The sequence below is a fragment of the Pseudomonas sp. AFG_SD02_1510_Pfu_092 genome, assembly GCF_003331055.1.
Classification (GTDB): domain Bacteria; phylum Pseudomonadota; class Gammaproteobacteria; order Pseudomonadales; family Pseudomonadaceae; genus Aquipseudomonas.
Window position 1 is genome coordinate 1 of record NZ_PUQD01000005.1, and the last position, 25,486, is coordinate 25,486.

At 64.6% G+C, this 25,486-nt stretch carries 22 protein-coding genes and 1 riboswitch; of the genes, 11 read left to right on the forward strand and 11 right to left on the reverse strand.

Annotated elements, in window-relative coordinates:
• Positions 1–161: 161 nt before the first annotated feature.
• The 4 genes from C6A77_RS03735 to tkt all read right to left on the reverse strand — a co-directional run bounded on the left by C6A77_RS03735 (position 162) and on the right by tkt (position 4,798).
• Positions 162–413 (reverse strand): hypothetical protein, encoded by a 252-nt coding sequence (locus C6A77_RS03735; protein ID WP_114168073.1) that lies wholly within the window; start codon positions 411–413, stop codon positions 162–164.
• Entirely contained in the window at positions 413–1,576 is a 1,164-nt protein-coding gene (locus tag C6A77_RS03740; protein WP_114168074.1) for a phosphoglycerate kinase, read from the reverse strand. The genes C6A77_RS03735 and C6A77_RS03740 overlap by 1 nt, the downstream gene beginning before the upstream one ends.
• Before the next feature lie 12 nt (positions 1,577–1,588).
• The gene (gene epd / locus C6A77_RS03745; RefSeq protein WP_114168075.1) at positions 1,589–2,650 is read right to left on the reverse strand and encodes an erythrose-4-phosphate dehydrogenase; all 1,062 of its coding nucleotides are present in this window, start codon (positions 2,648–2,650) and stop codon (positions 1,589–1,591) included.
• A gap of 150 nt (positions 2,651–2,800) precedes the next feature.
• Positions 2,801–4,798, reverse strand: a complete 1,998-nt coding sequence (gene tkt, locus C6A77_RS03750) for a transketolase (protein ID WP_114168076.1) — start codon at positions 4,796–4,798, stop codon at positions 2,801–2,803.
• Positions 4,799–5,140: 342 nt separating this feature from the next.
• Here tkt and C6A77_RS03760 point away from each other — a divergent pair, with 342 nt between their 5' ends.
• The 4 genes from C6A77_RS03760 (at position 5,141) to C6A77_RS03775 (ending at position 9,714) form a co-directional block, all read left to right on the forward strand.
• Positions 5,141–6,133, forward strand: coding sequence for a metalloregulator ArsR/SmtB family transcription factor (locus C6A77_RS03760; RefSeq protein ID WP_114168078.1), 993 nt, complete (start codon positions 5,141–5,143; stop codon positions 6,131–6,133).
• An 18-nt stretch (positions 6,134–6,151) separates the two neighbouring features.
• Positions 6,152–7,342, forward strand: a complete 1,191-nt coding sequence (metK, locus tag C6A77_RS03765; protein ID WP_009681381.1) for a methionine adenosyltransferase — start codon at positions 6,152–6,154, stop codon at positions 7,340–7,342.
• A 146-nt stretch (positions 7,343–7,488) separates the two neighbouring features.
• A complete protein-coding gene (gene ligB, locus C6A77_RS03770) occupies positions 7,489–9,189 on the forward strand; it encodes an NAD-dependent DNA ligase LigB (protein ID WP_114168079.1) in 1,701 nt (566 codons plus the stop codon).
• 132 nt (positions 9,190–9,321) lie between these two features.
• Positions 9,322–9,714 (forward strand): DUF1090 domain-containing protein, encoded by a 393-nt coding sequence (locus C6A77_RS03775; protein WP_114168080.1) that lies wholly within the window; start codon positions 9,322–9,324, stop codon positions 9,712–9,714.
• A 51-nt stretch (positions 9,715–9,765) separates the two neighbouring features.
• Here C6A77_RS03775 and C6A77_RS03780 read toward each other — a convergent pair whose 3' ends face one another.
• Positions 9,766–10,227, reverse strand: coding sequence for a cytochrome c (locus C6A77_RS03780; protein ID WP_114168081.1), 462 nt, complete (start codon positions 10,225–10,227; stop codon positions 9,766–9,768).
• Between the two features lie 119 nt (positions 10,228–10,346).
• Between C6A77_RS03780 and C6A77_RS03785 the strand changes: the two genes are divergently transcribed.
• The gene (locus tag C6A77_RS03785; protein ID WP_114168082.1) at positions 10,347–11,498 is read left to right on the forward strand and encodes a murein transglycosylase A; all 1,152 of its coding nucleotides are present in this window, start codon (positions 10,347–10,349) and stop codon (positions 11,496–11,498) included.
• 115 nt (positions 11,499–11,613) lie between these two features.
• Here C6A77_RS03785 and C6A77_RS03795 read toward each other — a convergent pair whose 3' ends face one another.
• Both C6A77_RS03795 and C6A77_RS03800 read right to left on the reverse strand, forming a co-directional pair.
• Complete coding sequence (locus C6A77_RS03795; protein WP_114168084.1) at positions 11,614–12,000, reverse strand: MAPEG family protein; 387 nt, start codon at positions 11,998–12,000, stop codon at positions 11,614–11,616.
• A gap of 28 nt (positions 12,001–12,028) precedes the next feature.
• Complete coding sequence (locus C6A77_RS03800; protein WP_114168085.1) at positions 12,029–12,862, reverse strand: EamA family transporter; 834 nt, start codon at positions 12,860–12,862, stop codon at positions 12,029–12,031.
• Between the two features lie 292 nt (positions 12,863–13,154).
• Between C6A77_RS03800 and C6A77_RS03805 the strand changes: the two genes are divergently transcribed.
• Positions 13,155–14,390 (forward strand): sodium:proton antiporter, encoded by a 1,236-nt coding sequence (locus tag C6A77_RS03805; protein ID WP_114168086.1) that lies wholly within the window; start codon positions 13,155–13,157, stop codon positions 14,388–14,390.
• 104 nt (positions 14,391–14,494) lie between these two features.
• Here the strand turns inward: C6A77_RS03805 and C6A77_RS03810 are convergent, their stop codons facing one another.
• The gene (locus C6A77_RS03810) at positions 14,495–14,896 is read right to left on the reverse strand and encodes a hotdog domain-containing protein (protein WP_009399312.1); all 402 of its coding nucleotides are present in this window, start codon (positions 14,894–14,896) and stop codon (positions 14,495–14,497) included.
• A 178-nt stretch (positions 14,897–15,074) separates the two neighbouring features.
• A riboswitch (S-adenosyl-L-homocysteine riboswitch) is annotated at positions 15,075–15,171 on the forward strand.
• 20 nt (positions 15,172–15,191) lie between these two features.
• Between C6A77_RS03810 and ahcY the strand changes: the two genes are divergently transcribed.
• From ahcY to C6A77_RS03840, 5 genes are all read left to right on the forward strand, one after another.
• Positions 15,192–16,601, forward strand: a complete 1,410-nt coding sequence (gene ahcY / locus C6A77_RS03815; RefSeq protein WP_114168087.1) for an adenosylhomocysteinase — start codon at positions 15,192–15,194, stop codon at positions 16,599–16,601.
• 168 nt (positions 16,602–16,769) lie between these two features.
• Entirely contained in the window at positions 16,770–17,615 is an 846-nt protein-coding gene (gene metF, locus C6A77_RS03820) for a methylenetetrahydrofolate reductase [NAD(P)H] (RefSeq protein WP_114168088.1), read from the forward strand.
• A gap of 92 nt (positions 17,616–17,707) precedes the next feature.
• Positions 17,708–18,781: a hypothetical protein gene (locus tag C6A77_RS03825; RefSeq protein ID WP_114168089.1), complete on the forward strand. Its 1,074-nt coding sequence runs from the start codon at positions 17,708–17,710 to the stop codon at positions 18,779–18,781.
• A 166-nt stretch (positions 18,782–18,947) separates the two neighbouring features.
• Complete coding sequence (locus C6A77_RS03835; RefSeq protein WP_114168090.1) at positions 18,948–19,736, forward strand: transporter substrate-binding domain-containing protein; 789 nt, start codon at positions 18,948–18,950, stop codon at positions 19,734–19,736.
• Between the two features lie 219 nt (positions 19,737–19,955).
• Positions 19,956–21,848 carry a DEAD/DEAH box helicase gene (locus C6A77_RS03840; RefSeq protein WP_114168091.1) on the forward strand — a complete coding sequence of 631 codons (1,893 nt, stop codon included), beginning with the start codon at positions 19,956–19,958 and terminating at the stop codon, positions 21,846–21,848.
• 127 nt (positions 21,849–21,975) lie between these two features.
• On the opposite strand, the gene C6A77_RS03845 is transcribed toward C6A77_RS03840, so the two are convergent.
• The 3 genes from C6A77_RS03845 to C6A77_RS03855 all read right to left on the reverse strand — a co-directional run bounded on the left by C6A77_RS03845 (position 21,976) and on the right by C6A77_RS03855 (position 25,259).
• A complete protein-coding gene (locus C6A77_RS03845; RefSeq protein WP_114168092.1) occupies positions 21,976–22,554 on the reverse strand; it encodes a YceI family protein in 579 nt (192 codons plus the stop codon).
• A gap of 34 nt (positions 22,555–22,588) precedes the next feature.
• Positions 22,589–23,140 carry a cytochrome b gene (locus C6A77_RS03850; protein WP_114168093.1) on the reverse strand — a complete coding sequence of 184 codons (552 nt, stop codon included), beginning with the start codon at positions 23,138–23,140 and terminating at the stop codon, positions 22,589–22,591.
• A 274-nt stretch (positions 23,141–23,414) separates the two neighbouring features.
• Positions 23,415–25,259 carry a flavin monoamine oxidase family protein gene (locus C6A77_RS03855; RefSeq protein WP_114168094.1) on the reverse strand — a complete coding sequence of 615 codons (1,845 nt, stop codon included), beginning with the start codon at positions 25,257–25,259 and terminating at the stop codon, positions 23,415–23,417.
• Positions 25,260–25,486 lie beyond the last annotated feature (227 nt).

A 25,486-nucleotide genomic window follows, 5' to 3' on the forward strand; every position in this document is an offset into this window, starting at 1 on the left:
GCGCCCCGCCGGGGGGGGGGGGGGGGGCGCCCCCCCCGCCCCCCCCCCCCCCCCCCCCCCGCCCCCCCCCCCCGGGGGGGGGGGGGGCCCCCCCGGCGATGGGCCGCACAGCGGCCCCTTTTGAAGACCACAAATCAGCCTTCAGGTTGCCTGTTACCCGATCAAGGGCAACCCGGCGCCTTGCGCTGGTGGTCTTCGTCGTACTTTTCAAGGCCTTCCGGGCCCACGCGCTTGTTGATCACCGGCACGGTCTCGGCCTGCCACTCGGACTGGTAGCAACCACCCTTGGGCGGCTGCGCCGGGTCGGCATCCGAGGCCGCGCCGCCGGCGCAGGCGCTCAGCAGGCCAGCCAGGATCATCACAGGCAATTGCTTGACCATCAGGCCACTCCCTTTGCCAAGCGCCGACGTCATCAGGCCTTGGCCCGCTCTTCCAGAATTGCCACGGCTGGCAGGACCTTGCCCTCGACGAACTCGAGGAAGGCGCCACCACCGGTAGAAATGTAGGAGATATCAGCGCCAACGCCATATTTGTCGATAGCCGCCAGGGTGTCACCGCCACCGGCGATGGAGAACGCGGCGCTTTCGGCGATGGCTTTGGCCAGCACCTGGGTGCCGTTGCCGAACTGGTCGAACTCGAACACGCCGACCGGGCCGTTCCACAGGATGGTCTTCGACGACTTCAGCAGCTCGGCGAAGTTGGCCGCGGTTTGCGGGCCGATGTCCAGGATCATGTCGTCGGCAGCGACGTCGGCGATGGCCTTGACGGTGGCTTCGGCCGTTTCGGCGAATTCCTTGGCAACCACCACATCGACCGGCAGCGGTACGCTGACCTTGGCGGCGATGGCCTTGGCGGTTTCGACCAGGTCAGGCTCGTACAGCGACTTGCCCACCGGGTGGCCGGCAGCCGCCAGGAAGGTGTTGGCAATGCCGCCACCGACGATCAGCTGGTCGCAGACCGAGCTCAGGCTGTTCAGTACGTCCAGCTTGGTCGATACCTTGGAACCGGCGACGATGGCCGCCATCGGTTTGGCCGGGGCCTTCAGGGCCTTGCCCAGGGCATCCAGCTCGGCGGCCAGCAGCGGGCCGGCGGCAGCGACCTTGGCGAACTTGGCGACACCATGGGTCGAGCCTTCGGCGCGGTGGGCGGTACCGAACGCGTCCATGACGAATACGTCGCACAGGGCAGCGTACTTCTGCGCCAGTTCGTCGGCGTTCTTCTTCTCGCCCTTGTTGAAGCGCACGTTCTCGAACAGCACCAGGTCACCGGCCTGCACCTGGACACCGTCCAGGTAGTCGGCAACCAACGGCACTTCGCGGCCCAGGGCCTTGCTCAGGTAGTCGGCGACCGGCTTGAGGCTGTTCTCGGCCGAGAATTCGCCTTCGCTCGGGCGGCCCAGGTGCGAGCAGACCATTACCGCCGCGCCCTTCTCCAGGGCCAGCTTGATGGTCGGCAGCGCTGCCAGGATACGCGCGTCGCTGGCTACCACACCGTCCTTCACAGGCACGTTGAGGTCTTCGCGGATCAGTACGCGCTTACCTTGCAGGTCGAGGTCGGTCATCTTCAACACGGTCATGAATGCAGTCCTTCAGGGCTGTTTGTTGCGGGTTGGGTGAACGACGTGCAGATAGTGTTCGGCAACGTCGAGCATACGGTTGGCGAACCCCCATTCGTTGTCGAACCAGGCCAGCAGGTTTACCAGGCGGGGGCCGGAAACACGGGTCTGGCTGGCATCGACGATCGCCGAATGCGGGTCATGGTTGAAATCACAGCTGGCATGGGGCAGCTCGGTGTAGGCCAGCAAGCCTTTCAGCGGGCCTTCCAGCGCCGCCTCGCGCAGCACCCGGTTGACTTCCGCCGCGCTGGTATCGCGGGCAGTCTGCAGGGTGATGTCCAGGCACGAGACGTTGACGGTCGGTACGCGTACCGCTTTGGCCTGGATTCGCCCGGCAAGTTCCGGAAGCAGGCGCTCGATGCCACGCGCCAGACCAGTGGACACCGGGATCACCGACTGGAAGGCCGAACGGGTACGCCGCAGGTCTTCGTGGTGGTAGGCGTCGATCACCGGTTGGTCATTCATCGCCGAGTGAATGGTGGTGATCTGCACGTACTCGATGCCGAACGCCTGGTCGAGCACGCGCAGCAGCGGCACGCCGCAATTGGTGGTACACGAGGCGTTGGACACCAGCCGCTCGGTACCGGTCAGGCAGGCCTGGTTGATGCCATATACCACCGTGGCGTCGACGTCGGCCTCGCTGGCCATCGGCTGCGAGAACAGCACCCTCGGGGCGCCGGCGTCGAGAAAGCGCTGGCCGTCGGCGCGGGTGTTGTAGGCGCCGGAGCACTCCAGCACCAGGTCGATGTCCAGGGCGGCCCAGTCGATGCCTTCGGGGGTGGCACTGCGCATCACTTTCACGCAGTCGCCATTGATATGCAGACAGTCGCCATCGACCCGCACCTCCCCAGGGAAGCGCCCGTGGGTGGAGTCGAAGCGTGTCAGGTATTCCAGGCTGGCCTGGTCGGCCAGGTCGTTCAACGCAACGATCTCGAAACCGGCCTTCGCCCCCCGCTCGAACAGCGCGCGCAGGACACAGCGGCCGATCCGGCCATAACCGTTGAGTGCAACTTTGTAGGGACGCAGGTGGGACATTCGTGGGCTCGCTAACGCATGATGGCGGTTGGGGCCGCGTTGCGGCCCATCGCGACGCAAGGCCGCTCCCACAGGGCCCGCATATGCAGGACCTTGTGGGAGCGGCCTTGTGTCGCGAAACGAGGGCAAAGCCCTCGCCTTACGCCTTTATCAGTCTTCCAGCAGCTCTTCGGCAGTACCGAGGATGTTCTCCACGGTGAAGCCGAACTCTTCGAACAGTGCCGAAGCCGGCGCCGACTCACCGTAGGTGGTCATGCCGATGACGCGACCTTCCAGGCCGACGTACTTGTACCAGAAGTCGGCGTGGGCGGCCTCGATGGCGATGCGCGCGCCCACTTCCAGTGGCAGCACGGACTGCTTGTAGGCAGCGTCCTGGGCATCGAACACGCTGGTGCATGGCATGGATACCACACGCACCTTGCGACCCTGCTCGGTCAGCTGGGCGTACGCCTGCACAGCCAGGCCGACTTCGGAGCCGGTGGCGATCAGGATCAGTTCAGGCTCGCCGGCACAGTCCTTGAGCACGTAGCCGCCACGGTTGATGTCGGCGATCTGCTGGGCGTCGCGGTCCTGATGCTGCAGGTTCTGACGCGAGAAGATCAGCGCCGAAGGGCCGTCCTTGCGCTCCAGGGCGTACTTCCAGGACACGGCGGATTCCACCGCGTCGGCCGGGCGCCAGGTGTCCAGGTTCGGCGTGCTGCGCAGGCTGGTCAGCTGCTCGATCGGCTGGTGAGTCGGGCCGTCTTCGCCCAGGCCGATGGAGTCGTGGGTGTAGACGTGGATCACCCGCTGCTTCATCAGCGCCGACATGCGCACGGCGTTGCGGGCGTATTCCATGAACATCAGGAAGGTCGCGCCGTAAGGCACCAGGCCGCCATGCAGGGCAACGCCGTTCATGATCGCGGTCATGCCGAATTCGCGCACGCCGTAGAACACGTAGTTGCCGCTGGCGTCATTGGCTTCGACACCCTTGCAGCCCTTCCACAGGGTCAGGTTGGAGCCGGCCAGGTCAGCCGAACCGCCGAGGAATTCCGGCAGCAGCGGGCCGAAGGCGTTCAGGGCGTTCTGGCTGGCCTTGCGGCTGGCGATGGTTTCGCCCTTGGCGGCCACTTCGTTGATGTAGGCCTGGGCCTTCTCGCTGAAATCGGCCGGCAGCTCGCCGCTGGCACGGCGCTTGAACTCTGCAGCCAGCTCCGGGTAGGCCTTGGCGTAGGCGTCGAAACGCTGGTTCCACTCGGCTTCGAGCTTGGCACCGGCAGCCTTGGCATCCCATTCGGCATAGATGTCGGCGGGGATTTCGAACGGGCCGTGGTTCCAGTTCAGTGCCTTGCGGGTCAGGGCGATTTCGTCGTTGCCCAGCGGTGCACCGTGGCAATCTTCCTTGCCCTGCTTGTTCGGCGAGCCAAAACCGATGGTGGTCTTGCAGCAGATCAGGGTCGGGCGATCGCTCTTGCGGGCGGTTTCGATGGCGGTCTTGATCTCGTCGGCATCATGCCCGTCGACGTTGCGGATCACCTGCCAGTTGTAGGCTTCGAAACGCGCCGGGGTGTTGTCGGTGAACCAGCCGTGCACTTCGCCGTCGATGGAGATGCCGTTGTCGTCGTAGAAGGCGATCAGCTTGTTCAGGCCCAGGGTGCCGGCCAGCGAGGCGACTTCGTGGGAGATGCCTTCCATCATGCAGCCGTCGCCGAGGAACACGTAGGTGTTGTGGTCGACGATGGTGTGGCCGTCACGGTTGAACTGGGCCGCCAGCACTTTTTCGGCCAAGGCGAAGCCCACGGCGTTGGCGATACCTTGGCCGAGCGGGCCGGTGGTGGTTTCGACGCCAGGGGTGTAGCCGTACTCCGGGTGGCCCGGGGTGCGGCTGTGCAGCTGGCGGAAGGCCTTGAGGTCGTCGATCGACAGGTCGTAGCCGGTCAGGTGCAGCAGCGAGTAGATCAGCATCGAGCCGTGGCCGTTGGACAGCACGAAGCGGTCACGGTCGGCGAAAGCCGGGTTGCTCGGGTTGTGCTTCAGATAGTCGCGCCAAAGCACTTCGGCGATATCCGCCATACCCATGGGGGCACCTGGGTGGCCGCTGTTGGCCTTTTGCACGGCATCCATGCTGAGGGCACGAATGGCGTTGGCACGTTCACGACGGCTGGGCATCGCTGATCTCCTGGGGTTTGAATAGGTGGTGTCACGAAAAAAGGCGGCCATTTTCGCCCACTGCGGGGGCTGGGGGCAATGACGTATGGTCGCAGTCGGGGGATTTTCCTCTGATTGGCACTGATTTCGGGGCAAAATCTGGAAATCGGTGCCGGCTTCTTCGCGGGTGAACCCGCTCCCACAGGGTCGCACCAAGCCTGAGGGCAGTGCTGAACCTGTGGGAGCGGGTTCACCCGCGAAGAGACCCGAAAGGGCAACCCCGCACTCCGCCCATCATTCAATATCAAAACTTTTTGATATTGGCCTTGCGAGGGCAACGATGCCTGTCTAGACTGCCGCCCCATGAACCTACGTGCGCAATCGATTCCCGAGCAACGCGAAGCATTGGCTGCCCTGTGCAAAGCCAGTGGCGACGCGCTGCGCCTGAACGTGTTGCGCGCCTTGGCCAACGACTCGTTCGGCGTGCTGGAACTGGCACAGATCTTCGACGTCGGCCAGTCGGGCATGAGCCACCACCTCAAGGTGCTGGCCCAGGCCGAGCTGGTGGCGACCCGGCGCGAAGGCAATGCCATCTTCTACCGCCGCGCCCTGCCCGACAGCCTGCGCCTGGGCGGCCGGCTGCACGCGGCGCTGCTCGAAGAGGTGGACGACCTGGCCCTGCCGCCCGCCGTGCAGGCGCGCATCGCCCAGGTGCAGCAACGCCGTGCAGCCACCAGCCAGGACTTCTTCCTGCGCGTGGAAGAGAAATTCCGCGCCCAACAAGACCTGATCGCCGGCCTGCCGCAGTACCGCGAAAGCCTGCTGGCGCTGCTCGACAAACTGCATTTCGACCCGGCCGCCAGCGCCCTGGAGGTCGGCCCCGGTGACGGCGGCTTCCTGCCAGACCTGGCCCGCCGCTTCGCCCGGGTCACCGCGCTGGACAACAGCCCGACCATGCTCGAACTGGCACGCCAGGTCTGCGAACGTGAACGGCTGGGTAATGTAAACCTGCAGTTGGCCGATGCACTGGGTGCAACGGATGTGGAAGCCGACTGCGTTGTGCTGAACATGGTCTTGCACCATTTCAGCGATCCGGCCCTGGCCCTGCGCCAGCTGGCCAAACGGGTGAAGGCAGGCGGCAGCCTGCTGGTCACCGAACTGTGCAGCCATGACCAGGGCTGGGCGCGGGAAGCCTGCGGCGATCTCTGGCTCGGCTTCGAACAGGACGACCTGGCCCGTTGGGCCACGGCAGCCGGGCTGGCCCCGGGGGACAGCCTGTACGTGGGCTTGCGTAACGGTTTCCAGATCCAGGTCCGCCATTTTCAGCGGACGGCTGGCGACATACACCATCGGTAAATTTCAGGAACCTTCGAGATGAGCGAATACTCCCTTTTCACCTCCGAGTCCGTGTCCGAAGGGCATCCGGACAAGATCGCCGACCAGATTTCGGACGCCGTCCTTGATGCCATCATCGCTCAGGACAAATACGCCCGCGTCGCGTGCGAAACCCTGGTCAAGACCGGTGTCGCCATCATCGCCGGCGAAGTCACCACGTCGGCCTGGGTCGACCTGGAAGACCTGGTGCGCAAGGTCATCATCGACATCGGCTACAACAGCTCCGACGTCGGCTTCGACGGTGCCACCTGCGCCGTCATGAACATCATCGGCAAACAGTCGGTGGACATCGCCCAGGGCGTGGACCGCTCCAAGCCGGAAGACCAGGGCGCCGGCGACCAGGGCCTGATGTTCGGCTACGCCAGCAACGAAACCGAAGTGCTGATGCCAGCACCGATCTGCTTCTCGCACCGCCTGGTCGAGCGCCAGGCCGAAGCGCGCAAGTCCGGCCTGCTGCCATGGCTGCGCCCGGACGCCAAGTCGCAGGTCACCTGCCGTTACGAGAACGGCAAGGTGGTCGGCATCGACGCCGTGGTGCTGTCGACCCAGCACAACCCTGAGGTCTCCCAGAAAGACCTGCAGGAAGCCGTGATGGAGCTGATCGTCAAGCACACCCTGCCTGCCGAACTGCTGCACAAGGGCACCCAGTACCACATCAACCCGACCGGCAACTTCATCATCGGTGGCCCGGTGGGTGACTGCGGCCTGACCGGGCGCAAGATCATCGTCGACTCCTACGGTGGCATGGCCCGCCACGGTGGTGGCGCGTTCTCCGGCAAGGACCCGTCCAAGGTCGACCGTTCCGCCGCCTACGCCGGCCGTTACGTGGCCAAGAACATCGTCGCCGCCGGCCTGGCCGAGCGCTGCGAGATCCAGGTGTCGTACGCCATCGGCGTGGCCCAGCCGACCTCCATCTCGATCAACACCTTCGGTACCGGCAAGGTCTCCGACGAGAAGATCATCCAGCTGGTGCGCGAGTGCTTCGACCTGCGTCCGTACGCGATCACCACCATGCTCGACCTGCTGCACCCGATGTACCAGGAAACCGCTGCCTACGGTCACTTCGGTCGTACCCCGCAGCAGAAGACCGTCGGCGACGACACCTTCACCACCTTCACCTGGGAACGCACCGACCGCGCCCAGTCGCTGCGTGACGCTGCCGGCCTGTAAGTTTTCCTGCAGCGCTGAGCGAAAGCCCCTGCCGAGCAATCGGCAGGGGCTTTTTTTTGACATATCGGCTGACAAACCCTGCATGGCCGGGCGCGCGCCAGCTGCCTAGGCTGAGGGTTCCCACCCGCCATGCAAGGATGCTGGCCATGCCGTTCATGCTGTTGTTCGCCCTTCTGCTGACATTCAACGCCCCACAGGCCCGGGCCGCGCAGTGCCCCGACTGGCAGCCGCAACGAATCGACAGTGAAGTGGCCCAGCTGCGGGCCACCCTCGCCCGCTGGGACGACCACTACCATCGCCAGGGCGTTGCGCTGGTGCCCGACGAACTGTATGACCAGAGCCGCTTGCGGCTGACCCGGTTGCAGCAGTGCTTCGGCCTGGCGAGCGGCCAGTCCCCGCTGGCCGGCGCGCGCGGCCCGCTGCCCCACCCGGTGCCGCATACCGGCGTCGACAAGCTGGCCGACCGCCGAGCGGTGGAACGCTGGATGGCCGGCAAGGCCGGCGTATGGGTGCAGCCCAAGGTCGATGGCGTTGCGGTTTCGCTCGTTTACCGGCAGGGCCGCCTGGTGCAGTTGATCAGCCGCGGGGATGGCGTGCAGGGGCACGACTGGAGCCGCCATATTCCGCAGCTCGGCGCGATCAACCGGCAGTTGCCCGAGGCCATCGACCTGCAGTTGCAGGGTGAACTGTACCTGCGCCGCGATGCGCATGTGCAAGCGCAGGCAGGCAGCGTCAATGCCCGAGGCACGGTGGCCGGGTTGCTGGCACGCAAACAGCTGGAACGCGAACAAGGCGAGCGCATCGGCCTGTTCGTGTGGGGCTGGCCGCGCGGCCCCGAGCAGCAGGCCGAACGCCTCGCCCAGCTGGCGCAAATGGGCTTCGCGCACAGCCAGCAATACAGCGTGGCCATCGACACCGCGGACGATGCGGCGCACTGGCGTGAGCACTGGTACCGCTCACCCCTGCCCTTCGCCACCGATGGCGTGGTGCTGCGCCTGGGCAGCCGGCCTCCGGCCGAGCGCTGGCAGGCCAAGGCGCCGTACTGGATCGCGGCGTGGAAGTACCCGTATGCGCAGGCCCTGGCCGAAGTGCGCGCAGTCAGCTTCCGCGTTGGCCGCACCGGCAGGGTCACGCCGGTGCTGCAGCTGTTGCCGGTTACCCTCGATGACCGCCGAATCACCCAGGTGAGCCTGGGGTCGCTGGCCCGTTGGCAACAGCTCGACATCCGCCCCGGTGACCAGGTGGCCGTCAGCCTTGCCGGGCTGACCATCCCACGCCTGGGGCAGGTGCTGCACCGCGCCGTCGAGCGCACGCCGGTGACCGCGCCGGCGCCCGGCGAGCATCACGCCCACAGCTGCTGGCAGGCCAGCGAGGGCTGCGAGGAGCAGTTCGTCGCGCGCCTGGCCTGGCTAAGTGGCAAACAGGGGCTGGCGCTGCCGCGCACCGGCCCCGGCACCTGGCGCCGGCTGGTGGCGGCCGGGCTGGTGACCTCGATGACCGACTGGCTGCACCTGGATGCCGAGCGCCTGGGCCAGGTTGCCGGTATCAGCGAGGCGACGGCTGCGCAGCTGCTGGGTAGTTTCGACACTGCCCGCGCACGGCCCTTCACACAATGGTTGCGCGGGCTCGGTGCACCGGCACCCGCTGGCTTGCAGCTGACCGGCGACTGGCCGGACCTGGCTGCGCGCACAGGCCGCGAATGGCAAGCGCTGCCCGGTATTGGCGAAAAACGCGGACAGCAGCTTGTCGGGTTCTTTGCCAGCGACGAGGTTCAAGCCATCGCCAGGCAACTGGCCAAGGCAGGGATCGACGGCTTCCGGATCGACGGGCAGGGTATCGAGCAATGAATTTTTACCAATTTGCCTGTAGGGATATGCCCGGATTCACCCGGAAAAGCCCAACAAGGGTTCCTAAAAGGGCAAAACCAAGGCAGGATTTCCCCCAACTTTTGCTGCCCCGCCCCGTCAAGGAGGCTTTTCATGAAACGTATTTCGACCCTTTTTCTGCTCGCGACACTTGGCCTGGCCGCTACCACCGCACAGGCTGCCCAGCCGGATGCCGGCCTGACCGGTTGCGCCGCCAAGCGCAGTGCCATCGAGAACCAGCTGAAGATTGCCCGCGACCATGGCAACGACGACCAGGTCGCGGGGCTGGAAGAGGCGTTGCGTGGGGTCGACAACTGCACCGATGCCAGCCTGCGCAAGGAGCGTGAGCAAAAGGTGCTCGACGCCCGTCACGAAGTGGCGCAACGGGAAAAGGACTTGAAGAAAGCAGAGAAGAAAGGCGACTCGGAGAAGATCAACAAGCGCAAGGACAAGCTGGCCGAGTCGCGCAAGGAACTGCAGGAAGCGGTGGAAGATCTGGACCGCTAAGGCAGCGGCACACACCGCTCAATGTGGGAGCGACGCAGCCACCACCTGCCATCAATGGTTACGAAACTCGGTATGACAAGCCTTGCACGCCGCCTCCACCTGGTCCATCGGCGCCTTCAGTTGCGCGGCGTCCAGCGGCTGGCTGCGCGTCACATCGACCAGTTCACCGGTGACGCCTTCCAGCTGCCGGGCCAGGTCATGGAACCGCGCCTGGCGCTGCCACACCTCGGCACGCGCGCTGCTTTCGCCAGCAGCGTCCTGTACCTGGGGGAAGTGCTGCCAGGGCTGGTGCGAAAGGTTGTCCAGCTTTACTGCACCGTCGGCAAACTTCACCCCGTCGAACGGCAACCGGCCGCGCAGCATGCCCCCCAGGTCTTCACTGGTCTTGAGCATGTCCTTGAAGATCACCTTGCGCTTGCCAAGCGGCGAGTTCGGGTCAACCCGATCGCAACCACCCAGGGCGCCGCCCAAGGCCAGTACTGCCAGCAGAACAACGGTCAATCGCTTCAACATCACGCTCACTTCGGCCTACGCAAATGGGCGGCCAGTATCGCCGGCCAACGGCCAAAGACCAATAGCCACATAAAAAACAGGGGCGGATCTTCATGTTCGCCCATGACAGGAACGCACTCATGAAATCTGCCCTGCGCCATCTGGCCTGGACACTCCCGGCACTTGCCCTATTGGCCGGCTGCAACGGTGGCGAGAACGCCAAACCCGAACCGCATGCCGTCGCCACCTATGCCACTGCCACCTGGCAAGACCTGCCAGCTGTCAGCGACGCCGACCTGGTGGCCGGCTTCCAGGCCTGGCGCAACGGCTGTGAAAAGCTCAAGCGCGACGCCGTCTGGGCCAGCACCTGCGAAGCCGCCGTCAACGTGCCGGACAATGCCCTGCAGGTACGCGCCTTCCTGCAACAGAACCTGCAGGTATATGGCCTGCGTTCGGCACAGAACAATGCCAACGGCCTGATCACCGGCTACTACGAACCGGTCTACCCTGGCAGCCTGAGCCAGTCGGCGACCAACCACGTGGCGGTCTACGGCATCCCCGACGACATGATCGTGGTCGACCTGGCCAGCGTATACCCCGAACTCAAGGGCAAGCGCCTGCGTGGTCGCCTCGATGGCCGGGTGCTCAAGCCTTACGACACCGCCGAGGTGATCAACCGTGACGGCGTCAAGGCGCCGGTGCTGGCCTGGCTGACCGACCCGATGGACCTGCAGTTTCTGCAAATCCAGGGCTCCGGCCGGGTACAGCTGGAAGATGGCCGCCAGTTGCGCCTGGGCTACGCCGACCAGAACGGCCACCCCTACCGGCCGATCGGGCGCTGGCTGGTGGAGCAAGGCCAGTTGAAAAAGGAAGAAGTGAGCATGGGTGCCATTCATGCCTGGGCCCAGGCCAACCCGCAGCGGGTTCCGGAGCTGCTCGCCAGCAACCCCAGCTACGTGTTCTTCAGCACCCGCCCGGACAGCAACGAAGGCCCGCGCGGTTCGCTGAACGTGCCGCTGACCGCCGGCTACAGCGTGGCCATCGACCGCAAGGTGATTCCGCTGGGCAGCTTGCTGTGGCTCGCCACCACGCGCCCGGACGGCACCCCGGTGGTGCGCCCGGTGGGGGCGCAGGACACCGGCGGGGCGATTGCCGGCGAGGTGCGCGCGGACCTGTTCTGGGGCACCGGGCCGCAGGCCGGGGAACTGGCCGGGAACATGAAGCAGCAAGGGCAGATCTGGCTGCTGTGGCCCAAGGGCAAGCCGTTGCCTGAGGTGCCGAAAGTCCTCTGACGTTACGCTTGCCCTGTGGGAGCGGGTTTACCCGCGAAGAAGACTACGCGGTATATGGCACCGGCTTCGCCGGTGTTCGCGGCTAAAGCCGCTCCCACAGGGACCGCACCAGCTTTCAGATGGAAACCACGAAGAACGCCACGATAATCGCCATCCCGGCAAACCACACCAGCGAGCGCAACACAGCCCAGTCGGCCAGATAGCAAATGATGTAAAGCAGCCGGCTGGTGATGTACATCACGCCCAGTACATCCTGGGTAACCTGCTCGGCGTTGCCGACGATATCCGCCACCAGCACGGCGGCGGCAAAGGCCGGAAAGGCTTCGAAACTGTTCTGCTGGGCCGCATGCGCGCGCCGCGGCAGCCCGGAAAGGGTATCCAGAAATGCCCGCGGGTCGTGGTTGTCACGCAGGCGGAAGCGGCCACTGCCGGCCTTGGCGATCAGCGCGCACAGTGGCGGCAGGAACAACGCAATGAGGATGCACCAGAGGGCAACAGTCATGGACAGGACTCCTTGTTCAGTCTTCAGGTCAAAGCTTCATTACCAACATACCGGCCAACACCAGCCCGCAAGCTAGGAGTCTCGGCCCGCCGAAAGGTTCTTTGAGGTAGCGCATCCCCAGCAGCACCACCAGAATCACGCTCAACTCGCGCAACGCCGCCGCCTCGGCCACCGACCCCAGGTGCATGGCCCACAGCACCAAGGCGTAGCTGAGCAATACGCACAGCCCCACCGCCAACCCCAGGCGCCACTGCAGGCGCCAGAACAGCACGAACGGTGCCCGCCGCGCCACGCTGGCCAGCAACGGGAACGGCCAGGCGCTGAGCAAGGTCAGCCACACCAGGTAATCCCAGGGTTTGCCCCACAAGCGCACCGCCTGGCCGTCGAACCAGGTGTAGCAACCGATGCACAAACCAATCAGGGCCACCACTGGCAGCATTGACCAGGGCAGCCGCTCGCCGCCACCGCCCTGCCACAGCAGGCAGGCCATGCCACAGGGGATTAGCAGGATGCCGATGATCTGCTGCTGGCTCAGCGGTTCCCCGGCAAAGGCCAGGGTCAGCCCCAGCACCACCAGCGGTGACAGCCCGCGCATCAGAGGATAGACCAGACCCAGATCGCCCACGCGGTACGCCTGGATCAACAGAAAGCGGTACAGCTGCTCGGCCAGCGCCGAGGCCAGCAACCACGGCCAGATGTTGGCTGGCGGCAGCTCGACGAAGGGCACCGCCAGCACCGCGAAGGCCAGCGCCACCGTGTCCATGCTGGCAATCACCAGCAGGCGCTCGCCGCTGAATTTGATCAGGGTGTTCCAGGTCGCATGCAGCAGGGCGGCGACCAGCACCAGAGATGTTGCCAACACGCCTTGTTGTCCTTATGGCTGGTTCTGGCTGGGACTATATAGCGTTCGGGGGCCGCTGTGCGGCCCAATCGCCGGCAAGCCAGCTCCCACCTCGACCGCGTCGCTTTCAAGGTTGACGCAGTACCTGTGGGAGCTGGCTTGCCGGCGATTGGGCTGCGCAGCAGCCCCCTTACATGGGAACGATTGGAACGAATCCGGTCAAACCTTGTGTCCCGAACCCTGCGCCAGGCCATCAAAGAACTGCCCGTGCCATTCGGGTTACGACTTGGAAGCCACTTTTACAGGATTCGGGATGCTTGAACTCGTTGCCGCGTTTATCTGCCTCACCACCCTTCTCACCTATGTGAACTACCGTTTCATCGGCCTGCCCCCCGCCATCGGCGTGATGGTCACGGCGCTGCTGTTCTCGCTGATGCTGCAGGGCCTGAGCCTGATCGGCTTCCCTGGCCTGGAAGCACGCGTCGAAGGGCTGATGAACCAGATCGACTTCAATGACCTGCTGATGCACTGGATGCTGGCGTTCCTGCTGTTCGCCGGGGCCTTGCACGTCAACCTTTCCGACCTGCGCAGCTACCGCTGGCCGATCGGCCTGCTGGCTACCGTCGGGGTACTGATCGCCACCGTGGTCATCGGCTACCTGTCGCACTGGGTGTTCGCCCTGTTCGGCTGGCAGGTGCCGCTGATCTACTGCTTGCTGTTCGGTGCGCTGATCTCGCCCACCGACCCGATCGCCGTACTGGGCGCGCTGCGTACCGCCAACGCCTCCAAACCGCTGAAAACCACCATCGTCGGCGAGTCGCTGTTCAACGATGGCACTGCCGTGGTGGTGTTCACCGTGTTGCTGGGCATCATCCAGCTGGGCGAAACGCCAAGCATGGCCGATACCGCCGTGCTGTTCGCCCGCGAGGCCATCGGCGGCATAGTGTTCGGCGGGCTGATCGGCTACGCCACCTACCGCATGATCAAGAGTGTCGAGCAATACCAGGTCGAGGTGATGCTGACCCTGGCGCTGGTCATCGGCGGCTCGGCGATGTGCTACGAGCTGCACGTTTCGGCGCCGATCGCCATGGTGGTGGCCGGCCTGATCATCGGTAACCTGGGGCGCAACCTGGCGATGAACGACATGACCAGGCGCTACATGGACGGTTTCTGGGAGCTGATCGACGACATGCTCAACGCCTTGCTGTTCGCGCTGATCGGCCTGGAGCTGTTGCTGTTGCCGTTCAACTGGATGCACCTGGCCGCCGGCAGCGTGCTGGCCCTGGCGGTGCTGCTGTCGCGGCTGCTGACGGTGGCCCCGGCGATCGTGCTGCTGCGGCGCTGGCGCCCGGTGCCCCAGGGCACGGTGCGCGTGCTGACCTGGGGCGGCTTGCGCGGTGGGGTGTCGGTGGCCCTGGCGCTGTCGCTGCCACTGGGCGAGGAGCGTGACCTGCTGTTGTCGATCACCTACATCGTGGTGCTGTCGTCGATCCTGGTGCAGGGTTTGAGCATCGGGCGGGTGGTGCGCAAGGTCAGCGCCCAGCCTTGAGCATCTGTGCCGGCCCCTTCGCGGGTGAACCCGCTCCCACAGCTAACGAAAAATCCTGTGGGAGCGGGTTTACCCGCGAAGGGGCCGGCACTGCCAACCGAGGTCTACTCGACTGCACTGTCCGGGAACTGGTCCTGGATGTACTTGATCTCGGTCCGCCCATGCGGCGCCGGCAGGCCGTCTTCGCCGAGGTTGACGAAGACCATCTTGTCGACCGTGAGGATGGCCTTGCGGGTGATCTTGTTGCGCACTTCGCACTTGAGGGTGATCGAGGTGCGGCCGAACTCGGTGGCGGTGATGCCCAGCTCGATGATGTCACCCTGGCGCGAGGCGCTGACGAAGTTGATTTCCGAAATGTACTTGGTCACCACACGCTGGTTGCCCAGCTGGACGATGGCGTAGATCGCTGCTTCTTCGTCGATCCAGCGCAACAGGCTGCCACCGAACAGGGTGCCATTGGGGTTGAGGTCTTCGGGTTTAACCCACTTGCGGGTATGAAAGTTCATCTTTGCTCCTGACCTGCCTGGCTAACGTGCAGCAATGATGGCAGAGCCACCGCTGTCGCTCCATTGAACATCGACTATCGTCGCGATTAATCGACAGAAAACCTTGGGCAAGCCGGCGCGCGCGGCTATAATCTTCGCCGTTTCACATGGCCGCCCACAGCGGCGCCATGCCCGCCACCCGTCCGAGGGGCGCTGCAGCAGGCTAGACCTGTCAGGCTCGGATGGGGCGTTGCTCGCTCTCGCGGGCGCTTAACGCACAACGGCGCCCATTCGCACACTACGAATGGAGGCTCTCATGAGCGCTGCAAACATGCCTGCTGGTTTTACCGATTACAAAGTCGCCGACATCTCCCTGGCCGCCTGGGGCCGTCGCGAAACCATCATCGCCGAATCGGAAATGCCTGCACTGATGGGCCTGCGCCGCAAGTACCTGGCCGAGCAACCGCTCAAGGGTGCGAAGATCCTGGGCTGCATCCACATGACCATCCAGACCGCCGTGCTGATCGAAACCCTGGTGGCCCTGGGTGCCGAAGTGCGCTGGTCGTCCTGCAACATCTTCTCCACCCAGGACCAGGCCGCCGCGTCGATCGCCGCCGCCGGTATCCCGGTATTCGCCTGGAAAGGTGAAACCGAAGAAGAGTACGAGTGGTGCCTGGAGCAGACCATCCTCAAGGATGGCCAGCCATGGGACGCCAACATGATCCTCGACGACGGTGGCGACCTGACCGAACTGCTGCACAAGAAGTACCCGCAAGTGCTGGAGCGCGTGCACGGTGTGACCGAAGAAACCACCACCGGCGTGCACCGCCTGCTGGACATGCTGGCCAAAGGCGAGCTGAAGGTTCCGGCGATCAACGTCAACGACTCGGTCACCAAGAGCAAGAACGACAACAAGTACGGCTGCCGTCACAGCCTGAACGATGCCATCAAGCGCGGTACCGACCACCTGCTGTCGGGTAAGCAAGCGCTGGTGATCGGCTACGGTGACGTGGGCAAGGGCTCGGCCCAGTCGCTGCGTCAGGAAGGCATGATCGTCAAGGTCACCGAAGTCGACCCGATCTGCGCCATGCAGGCCTGCATGGACGGTTTCGAAGTGGTTTCGCCGTTCATCGACGGGATCAACAACGGCACCGAAGCCAGCATCGACAAGGCCCTGCTGGGCAAGATCGACCTGATCGTGACCACCACCGGTAACGTCAACGTCTGCGACGCCAACATGCTCAAGGCCCTGAAGAAGCGTGCCGTGGTCTGCAACATCGGCCACTTCGACAACGAGATCGACACCGCCTTCATGCGCAAGAACTGGGCATGGGAAGAGGTCAAGCCGCAGGTGCACAAGATCCACCGCACCGGCGCTGGCAGCTTCGACCCGCACAACGACGACTACCTGATCCTGCTGGCCGAAGGCCGTCTGGTCAACCTGGGCAACGCCACTGGCCACCCAAGCCGCATCATGGACGGTTCGTTCGCCAACCAGGTACTGGCGCAGATCTTCCTGTTCCAGCAGAAGTTCGCCGACCTGTCGGCCGAGAAGAAGGCCGAGCGCCTGACCGTTGAAGTGCTGCCGAAGAAACTCGACGAAGAAGTGGCCCTGGAAATGGTCCGCGGCTTCGGCGGCGTGGTCACCCAGCTGACCCCGCAGCAGGCCGACTACATCGGTGTTACCGTCGAAGGCCCGTTCAAGCCGCACGCCTACCGTTACTAAGCGGCAAGCTTGAAGCTTCAAGCGGCAAGCAAAGGCAAACCGTGCCGTTGCTGCTTGTAGCTCAAGCCTGTAAAAATCTTGAACGATGCCCAAGCCAGATCGGCCATCACCGATCTGGCTTTTACTTGCAGCTTGAAGCTTGAAACTTGCTGCTAGGAGAAACGCCTGATGTCCCAGGAACGCCGTTACAGTTTCGAGTTCTTCCCGACCAAGACCGACGCCGGTCACGAAAAGCTGATGGGCGTCGCCCGCCAGCTGGCCACCTACAACCCGGACTTCTTCTCCTGCACCTACGGTGCCGGCGGCTCGACCCGCGACCGCACGCTGAACACCGTGCTGCAGCTGGAAAGCGAAGTGAAGGTCCCTGCCGCACCGCACCTGTCGTGCGTCGGCGACACCAAGGCCGACCTGCGCGCCCTGCTGGCCGAATACAAGGCCGCCGGCATCAAGCGCATCGTCGCCTTGCGTGGCGACCTGCCGTCGGGCATGGGCATGGCCAGTGGCGAACTGCGCTACGCCAGCGACCTGGTCGCCTTCATCCGCGAGGAAACCGCTGATCACTTCCACCTGGAAGTGGCCGCCTACCCCGAGATGCACCCGCAGGCGCGCAACTTCGAGGCCGACCTGGCCAACTTCGTGCACAAGGTCAAGGCCGGTGCCGACAGCGCCATTACCCAGTACTTCTTCAACGCCGACAGCTACTTCTACTTCGTCGAGCGGGCCCAGAAGCTGGGCGTGGATATCCCGGTGGTGCCCGGCATCATGCCGATCACCAACTACAGCAAGCTGGCACGCTTCTCCGATGCCTGTGGCGCCGAGATCCCGCGCTGGGTTCGCAAGCAGCTGGAAGCCTATGCCGACGACACCGCCAGCATCCAGGCCTTTGGCGAAGAAGTGATCACCCGCATGTGCGAACAGCTGCTGCAAGGTGGCGCACCGGGCCTGCACTTCTACACCCTGAACCAGGCCGAGCCGAGCCTGGCCATCTGGAACAATTTGAAGCTGCCACGCTGAAATCTTTTGCAAAATCTGTTTAAGATTCGATTAAGGCTTTGGTCATAGACTAAAGCCTTATTCATTTTCGGGTTACACAGGTCTTGCCTGCCATGCAGCACCAGCCATCGCGTCCACAGCTTGTCTACCTGGCTTTTGGCCCGGCAACCTATCATCAGGAAGCCTGCTTCAGCATCGTCAGCGCCCTTGCCCACCTGGGTACGGCGGCGGGCGAAGCCATGGAAATCCAGGTCTACACCGACAACCCGCAGCCTTATGCCGGCCTGCCGGTCACCGTTCATCTGCTGGACGAAGCCACGCGCCAGGCCTGGAACGCTCCTCACGGTTACCACTTTCGCAGCAAGCATGTGCTGTTGCGCCAGGTGCTGCAGCAGCACCCGCGGGCCGTGCTGATCGACACCGATACCTTCTTCCGTACCTCGCCGCTGGCGCTGTTCGACCGCGTAGCGCCTGGCCGCCTGTTGTGCAATGCCATCGGTGCACGCTACGGCAGCAACCAGAAGTGCCTGCTGTACAAGAACCTGCTGGCCATTCTCGAATCCCGCGGCCTGGCCGATTGCCAGATGCCGCTGGTCAACTCCGGGGTGATCGGCCTGGCGGCGGAAGACGCCGCCACCCTGGACCACTCCATCGCCATGATGGACGAGTTCCACCCGCTGGCCCGCGAGGCCTACACGCTCGAAGAGTTCTGCCTGGCAGTAGCGGCCTACCGCAAGCTGGAGCTGGCCGAGTGTACCGATGTCATCCATCACTACTGGAGCCGCAAGGCGCAGTTCCGCGCGAAGATCCAGGCTTGGCTGCGCAAGCACGGCCATGACCCGCTGAGCCGCGCGGCACTGGCCGATGTGCACCTGGTCAATGACCAGCTGCCACGGCCGCCCGCCTTGCAACGCCTGGGCTACAAGGCGCTGAGCATGACCCTGCCCAGCCACGAACGCCAGTTCGCCCGCGAGCTGCTGTATGGCTGCTACCCCTACCCCAACGAGTTCGACCGCGCCTGCGCGCCGGCCTGGTGGGACAAGGCCCTGGAAAACCTCAATGCCCGCCATGGCCACGTGGCGCCCGAGCAGCTGCGCCAATGCCTGCGCCACCCGGGGCTGCGCCTGTCGCTGGGCGAACGGCGCAAGGATATCGAGGCGCATCTGCTGAGGTCTTCGCATAATTGAGTGAACCTGTGCCGGCCTCTTCGCGGGTAAACCCGCTCCCACAAGTACAGCGCAAGCCTGCCAGCAAGCAGAGCGCCTGTGGGAGCGGGTTTACCCGCGAAGAGGCCGGCACAGGCAAACACCCTCCCCACTGGCCTTGAACAGGCCGAGCGCGTAATCTGCGGCCATGCCGCACATCGCCCGTCTGTTCTGGATCCTGTCGCTCGCCTGCCTGAGCCCGCTGGCTCTGGGCGAGCGCCTGCGCCTGGTAACCGACGACTGGGCGCCCTATGTGTACCAGCGCGACGGCCAGCCGGCGGGCATCGACTATGAAGTCACCAGCCGGGTGTTCGAACGCCTTGGCTTCGAGGTGGAAGTGCAGTTCCTGCCGTGGAAGCGCTGTCTGGTCATGATCGAACAAGGCCTGGCCGACGGCATCCTCGACATCTTCCAGGACGAATCACGCCGGCCTTACCTGGTGTATGCCGCCGAGCCCATGTCAGACGTCGAATTCGTCCTGTTCCAGGCCCGCGCACGCCGCCACCCCGTCCGGCAGCTGAACGACCTCACCGGCCTCACCGTCGGCACCTCGCCCGGCTACGCCTATGGTGCGTCGTTCAACGAGGCCCGGCATTTCAGGCGCGAGTCCGCACCTACCCATGAAGCCAACTTCGGCAAGCTGGTGCTCGGCCGCGTCGACCTGGCGATTACCGACCGCAGGGTGGGCCACTACCTGCTCCGCCACCTGGGCCTGCACCAGCAAATCGAGGAACTGCCGCTGGTGATCAGCCGCCAGCCGCAGTACCTGGGCCTGGTACGCAAGCCGGGGCGCGAAGCACTGGCCCAGGCCTTTACCGAAGAACTGCGACGTTTCAAGCAGGAGCCGGCTTTTGCCGCGATCAGCAACCGCTACACAGGCGACATTGGCAACATTCCCAACGCCGTTGAGCAGCACGAACGCAGCACAGCGCGATAGCTCTGTTATACTCGGGCCTTCCCGCCCGGCTCACGCCCGGACGCTCGGCCTCGCAACAGGCATCCCGATCGGCATCGACGCGCCTTCGCGTCCATCCCTCCGTTACCCGGATGTGCAGTGAAAGCCCAGCTGGACCGGACGCGATCGCATCCCACCGATGCCCGTCGCGCCAGGCAGAACATCCCAACGGGCCCAGCCCACACGAGAACAGGATTGCCCATGTCCTTTGCTTCCCTCGGTCTCTCCGAGGCTCTTGTCCGCGCTATCGAGGCTGCGGGCTATACCCAGCCGACCCCCGTGCAACAGCGGGCGATTCCCGCCGTGTTGCAAGGCCGCGACCTGATGGTCGCCGCACAGACCGGTACTGGTAAAACCGGCGGTTTCGCCCTGCCGATCCTCGAGCGCCTGTTCCCGGCCGGCCACCCCGACAAGTCGCAGCGTCATGGCCCGCGCCAGCCGCGCGTACTGGTGCTGACCCCGACCCGCGAGCTGGCCGCCCAGGTGCATGACAGCTTCAAGGTATATGCCCGCGACCTGCCACTGGTCAGCGCCTGCATCTTCGGCGGTGTCGGCATGAACCCGCAGATCCAGGCCATCGCCAAGGGTGTCGATGTGCTGGTCGCCTGCCCGGGCCGCCTGCTCGACCTGGCCGGCCAAGGCAAGGTCGATCTGGCCCACGTGGAAATCCTGGTACTCGACGAAGCCGACCGCATGCTCGACATGGGCTTCATCCATGACGTCAAGAAGGTCCTCGCCCGCCTGCCGGCCAAGCGCCAGAACCTGCTGTTCTCGGCCACCTTCTCCAAGGACATCACCGACCTTGCCGACAAGCTTCTGCACAACCCGGAGCGTATCGAGGTCACCCCGCCGAACACCACCGTCGAGCGTATCGAGCAGCGCGTCTACCGCCTGCCCGCCAGCCACAAGCGTGCCCTGCTGGCGCACCTGATCACCCTTGGCGCCTGGGAACAGGTGCTGGTGTTCACCCGTACCAAGCACGGTGCCAACCGCCTGGCCGAGTACCTGGAAAAGCACGGCCTGACCGCCGCCGCGATCCACGGCAACAAGAGCCAGAACGCCCGCACCAAGGCCCTGGCCGACTTCAAGGCCAACAGCGTGCGGGTGCTGGTCGCCACCGACATCGCCGCCCGTGGCCTGGACATCGACCAACTGCCCCACGTGGTCAACTTCGAGCTGCCGAACGTGGAAGAAGACTACGTTCACCGTATCGGCCGTACCGGCCGTGCCGGGCGTTCGGGCGAGGCCATTTCGCTGGTCGCGCCGGATGAAGAGAAGCTGCTCAAGAGCATCGAGCGGGTGACCCGGCAGAAGATCCCGGATGGCGACCTGATGGGCTTTGACGCCAGCCAGGTAGAAGCCGAAAAGCCTGAAGTACGCGAGCGCCCACAGAACAGCGGCCGTGGCGGTCGTAACCAGCAGGCACGCGGCGAAGGCGGCAAAGACGCCAACGGCGGCCGCAAGGACAAGGGCAAGGACAAAGGCAAGGCCAAGCAGCAAGCTGCGGAAAAGCCGGCCGACAAGGAAAAGAGCGGCGACAAGCAACAGCAGCCACGCAAGCCGCGTGACAAGAAGCCGCGCCAGCAACAGCAGCAGGCCAGCAACGGCAGCGCGCCGAAAGCGCCGGCCGACCGTGACCCGGAAGAGTTCCTGGACGACGAGATCGACAACTTCGGCAACCGTGCCGACTATGTCAGCCCGTACCAGGGTAAAGGCCAAGGCCGCAATCGCCGTCCAGGTGCTGGCGCCGGCCAGGGCCAGGGCAGCGGTCAGCGCAGCAACGCGGGTGGCCAAGGCCAGGCCCGTAGTGGCGGCCAGCCGCGCAGCGGTGGCGGTGGCGAGAAACGCCCACCCCGCGCCAACAACGGTGGCGGTGCCCGGCGTGACGGCGGTGGTGCTGGCCGTGGTCGCCCGGCGCGGGATGATGCCGCCCGGCAAGAGCCGGCCGTGCGCAACCCTCGCCAGCCGGAAAAGCAACCAGTGATCATCCGCAAGGAATCCAAGCTCGACCGTTACCCGACGCCCGAGCAGCTGGATGACCTGCCGAGCCGCCCGCGCGGTGAGCGCCCGGCGCTGTTGACCCGCAAAGGCTGACAGAAAGTATGAGGGGGCCGCTTTGCGGCCCTTTCGCGACACAAGGCCGCTCCCACAGGCTGTAGGAGCGGCCTTGTGTCGCGAAAGGGCTGCGAAGCAGCCCCCTCGGTACTTCAGCTAAAGCAAGTTACTTCTGCTTCACACCTTCAACACTGATATCCAGGTCCAGGGTCTGCGAAGTAGCGCCCGGGCCCTTGATGCCGAAGTCGTTCAGGTTCAGCGTGGTGGTGGCGTTGAAACCAGCGCGCTCACCGCCCCATGGGTCCTTGCCTTCACCGTTGAAGGTAGCCTTGAAGGTCACCGGCTTGGTCACGCCGTGCATGGTCAGGTCGCCAGTCACGTCAGCAGTCTTGTCGCCAGTCGACTTGACACTGGTGGAGACGAACTTGGCTTCCGGGTACTTCTTCACATCAAGGAAGTCGGCGCTGGCGATGTGCTTGTCACGCTCGGCGTGGTTCGACCACAGGCTGGCGGTTTTCAGGTCGACGCTGATCTTGCTGGCTTCAGGCTTGGCGCTGTCCCAGCTGAAGTTGCCGTCGAAGTCCTTGAACGTACCGTGAATGAAGCTGTAGCCCAGGTGGCTGATCTTCCAGTCAACGAACGCGTGTTGGCCTTCCTTGTCGATCTTGTACTCGGCAGCCATGGCCTGGCCGGCGGAGATCAGGGCGGTACCGAGCGCCAGAGCGGCAAAAGTCTTTTTCAACATCCTTATTTCCTTCCTATGCAATTGAGGTTGAGAGTCAAGCTTTGCGGCCCAGCATGCGGGCCAGGGTCGCGTCACGGTCGATGAAATGGTGCTTGAGCGCCGCCAGGGCATGCAGCACGGCAAAAATCACCAGGCCCCAGGCCAGCCAGAGATGAATCACCCCAGCCAGGTCTGCCTGGTCGGGCAGATCGCTGACCAGTGCCGGCACCTCGAACAGGCCGAACACCGGGATGCCGACGCCGTCGGCGGTGGAAATCAGGTAACCGGCAATCATCACCGCGAACAGCCCCAGGTACAGCGCCAGGTGGCCCAGTTTGGCCGCCGTGCGGGTGAATGCGCCATGGTTGGCCGGTGCAGGTGGTGGCGGGCTGATGAAGCGCCAGACCACCCGCAGCAGCATCACTGCCAGCAGCACCAGGCCGATGCTCTTATGCAGGTCGGGGCCGGCCTTGCGCCAAGGGCTGTAGTAGTCGAGGCCGACCATCCACAGGCCCAGGCCGAACAGGCCGAAGACTGCCAGCGCCACGCCCCAGTGCAGGACGATACTGACCACGCCGTAGCGAGAAGGTGAATTGCGCAGTTGCATGTTGACGTGTTTCCCCGTGAAAGCTGTGCACAGACTAACGCGTAACGTATCGAAGAAAAGCGGAAAAAATTGCTTCGGATTATCGAGAAATCCGATATGTATTGTGTAAGCTTCCCATTAAGGAAACATTAACGATAGACGGTGCATGCGCGCTTGCCAGTGCCGGCCCTTTCGCGGGTGAACCCGCTCCCACAGGGTCGGCGCTGTACCTGAGACCTGCGCCGGACCTGTGGGAGCGGGTTCACCCGCGAAAAGGGCCGGCACTGGCAGTAAATCAACCCGCCTTGGCCTGGGTGTTGGCCTTCTTGGTCTGCGTGGGCTTGTGCGTGGGCTTGTGCGCGGGCGCATGCTTGGCCGGCGTGGCCTTGGTCGCCGCCGGTTTGGCCGGCGCTGGCTTGGCCACAGGCGCTGGCGCAACCGGGGCCGGCGCGGCTTGCGGCGCTGGTGCTGGTGCTGGTGCCGGCGCCACTTCCTCGGCCTTGGCAATCGGCGCGGCCTTCACCTCAGGCTTGTCCGCCCCGCCAAACAGGCGCGAGAAGAAGCCGGGCTTGTCCTGCCTGGCCTCATCGTCCTTTTTCGGCTCGGCCTTGGCAGGGGCCTGGTCAGCCTTGTCGCCCTTCTCGCTCTTGTCGTCAGAGCCGCCAAACATATTGGAGAAGAACCCGCCCTTGCTCGGCTTGGCCGCCGCCGCGCCTGCCGCAGCAGCTGCCGCCACAGGTGCCGCCTTGGCCGGGTCGAACGACTTGCCGGCCAACAGGTCCTGCACCTGGCTGGCCGCACGCTGGCCACTGCGCAGCGCACCTTCCAGGGTGCCTGGGTAAAGCGCGTCGGTGTGCTCACCGGCAAACGTGATGCGCTGCACCGGGCGCTCCCACAGGCGCCAGTACTTGCTGATCTGCCCAGGGCCGTAGGCCAGGTAGGCGCCGCCGGTGCCGGCGTCGGTGCTGTAGCGCTTGACCTCGTAACCGGTGAACGAACCACGCGCCTGCGGGTAGAAGGCGTGCAGGCGGATCAGCACCTGGTCGACCATCTGCTTGTCGCCGAACGCCTGCAGCAGGCGGGCGTTGTCGCCCGACAGATTGATCACCACGTTGGCGCCACCCTTGAGCGCCGGTTCGATCCACAGCATGCCCAGGCCGGCATTACTGTAGATTTCGCCCGACATGCGCGCACGGCTTTCCCACACCGGCTTCTTGAACTTGAGCATCAGCTGGTCGCGCCAGCCATAGTTGGTGCCCTTGAGCGCCGCCAGGTGCTGGCCGTCGAGGCCCGGGGTCATCTGGATCCTGGCCAGGGCGCGCAGTGGCACGGCCATGACCAGGTAATCGGCCTGGTAGCCGACGCTGCCGACCTTGACCGTGACACCGTCCTTGTCCTGAACGATGGCGGTAACCGGCGAACTGGTCTTGATGGTCTTCAGTTGCTTGACGAAAGCCTGGGCCAGCACCGGGCTGCCGCCGGGCAGACGCGCGGCACGCAGGTCGCGGTCGCTGACGCCACGGTAAACGCGGTTCTGCTGGGCGAAGTACAGCAACGACAGGCGCGACGGCTCATCGTAGCGGGTACGGATCTGCTGGTTGACCAGCTGACGGGCGGTGGCCGGTAGCTGCAATTTGTCCAGCCAGGTGGAGACGTTGATCTGGTCGAGGGCGAACAGCGTGCTGGTCGCCTGTGGGTTCATCGGGTCGTCGATGGAACGGGCCAGGTCATCGAGGGTTTTCTCGTAACGCTTGAGCGCCTCGGCGGTGGCCGGCTGCTTGGTGGCCAGGTCGCTGGCGCTGAAATACTCGCCGTCGATCAGGTAACCGGGGGTACGCACGAATTCAGGTGCCGGCAGTGTTTCAAGTTTGAAACGGTCGAGGTACTGGTTGAGTACAGGCTGCGCCTTGGTGTTGCCGATCCACTCGCTGGTAGCCAGGCCCGAGCGCCCGCCCATGCCTGGCTTGGCTTCCAGCAGCGTCACCTGCCAGCCTTTGTTCTGCAGCTCATAGGCGGCGGTCAGGCCCGCCAGGCCGCCACCGACGACAATCGCCGAAGGTGTCTTGTCCTTTGCCAGCGCGGCGCCGCTGGACACACCGATCAATACCAACGCGCACAGGCGCACCCAAGCAGCAGCCATGTCGGCGAACTCCGAGTCAGGGGGTTACAGAAAACGGGGAGAGGCAGGAAATGCCCCGGGAGAGATGCGTTAAGAATACGTCAGCTCCGCCGCCCCTGCCAGCGCAGTGATATCAAGTCCTTTTCGCCACTGACATTTTTGCCACGTGAACAACGGCGGTTGTCCTGCCCAGCGGCATTGCTTAGGCTTACGCGGTCGAACCAAGCCGCACTGCCAGGAGAAGCGAC

Bases quoted from the DNA above. Each gene is read 5' to 3' on its own strand.
- C6A77_RS03795 (WP_114168084.1), bottom strand. From the start codon at position 12,000: ATGACTGTTGCCCTCTGGTGCATCCTCATTGCGTTGTTCCTGCCGCCA.
- C6A77_RS03740 (WP_114168074.1), bottom strand. From the start codon at position 1,576: ATGACCGTGTTGAAGATGACCGACCTCGACCTGCAAGGTAAGCGCGTA.
- C6A77_RS03780 (WP_114168081.1), bottom strand. From the start codon at position 10,227: ATGTTGAAGCGATTGACCGTTGTTCTGCTGGCAGTACTGGCCTTGGGC.
- C6A77_RS03760 (WP_114168078.1), top strand. From the start codon at position 5,141: ATGAACCTACGTGCGCAATCGATTCCCGAGCAACGCGAAGCATTGGCT.
- ligB (WP_114168079.1), top strand. From the start codon at position 7,489: ATGCCGTTCATGCTGTTGTTCGCCCTTCTGCTGACATTCAACGCCCCA.
- C6A77_RS03835 (WP_114168090.1), top strand. From the start codon at position 18,948: ATGCCGCACATCGCCCGTCTGTTCTGGATCCTGTCGCTCGCCTGCCTG.
- C6A77_RS03775 (WP_114168080.1), top strand. From the start codon at position 9,322: ATGAAACGTATTTCGACCCTTTTTCTGCTCGCGACACTTGGCCTGGCC.
- C6A77_RS03850 (WP_114168093.1), bottom strand. From the start codon at position 23,140: ATGCAACTGCGCAATTCACCTTCTCGCTACGGCGTGGTCAGTATCGTC.
- tkt (WP_114168076.1), bottom strand. From the start codon at position 4,798: ATGCCCAGCCGTCGTGAACGTGCCAACGCCATTCGTGCCCTCAGCATG.
- C6A77_RS03735 (WP_114168073.1), bottom strand. From the start codon at position 413: ATGACGTCGGCGCTTGGCAAAGGGAGTGGCCTGATGGTCAAGCAATTG.
- C6A77_RS03805 (WP_114168086.1), top strand. From the start codon at position 13,155: ATGCTTGAACTCGTTGCCGCGTTTATCTGCCTCACCACCCTTCTCACC.
- C6A77_RS03825 (WP_114168089.1), top strand. From the start codon at position 17,708: ATGCAGCACCAGCCATCGCGTCCACAGCTTGTCTACCTGGCTTTTGGC.
- ahcY (WP_114168087.1), top strand. From the start codon at position 15,192: ATGAGCGCTGCAAACATGCCTGCTGGTTTTACCGATTACAAAGTCGCC.
- C6A77_RS03810 (WP_009399312.1), bottom strand. From the start codon at position 14,896: ATGAACTTTCATACCCGCAAGTGGGTTAAACCCGAAGACCTCAACCCC.
- C6A77_RS03855 (WP_114168094.1), bottom strand. From the start codon at position 25,259: ATGGCTGCTGCTTGGGTGCGCCTGTGCGCGTTGGTATTGATCGGTGTG.
- C6A77_RS03785 (WP_114168082.1), top strand. From the start codon at position 10,347: ATGAAATCTGCCCTGCGCCATCTGGCCTGGACACTCCCGGCACTTGCC.
- C6A77_RS03845 (WP_114168092.1), bottom strand. From the start codon at position 22,554: ATGTTGAAAAAGACTTTTGCCGCTCTGGCGCTCGGTACCGCCCTGATC.
- epd (WP_114168075.1), bottom strand. From the start codon at position 2,650: ATGTCCCACCTGCGTCCCTACAAAGTTGCACTCAACGGTTATGGCCGG.
- metK (WP_009681381.1), top strand. From the start codon at position 6,152: ATGAGCGAATACTCCCTTTTCACCTCCGAGTCCGTGTCCGAAGGGCAT.
- metF (WP_114168088.1), top strand. From the start codon at position 16,770: ATGTCCCAGGAACGCCGTTACAGTTTCGAGTTCTTCCCGACCAAGACC.
- C6A77_RS03840 (WP_114168091.1), top strand. From the start codon at position 19,956: ATGTCCTTTGCTTCCCTCGGTCTCTCCGAGGCTCTTGTCCGCGCTATC.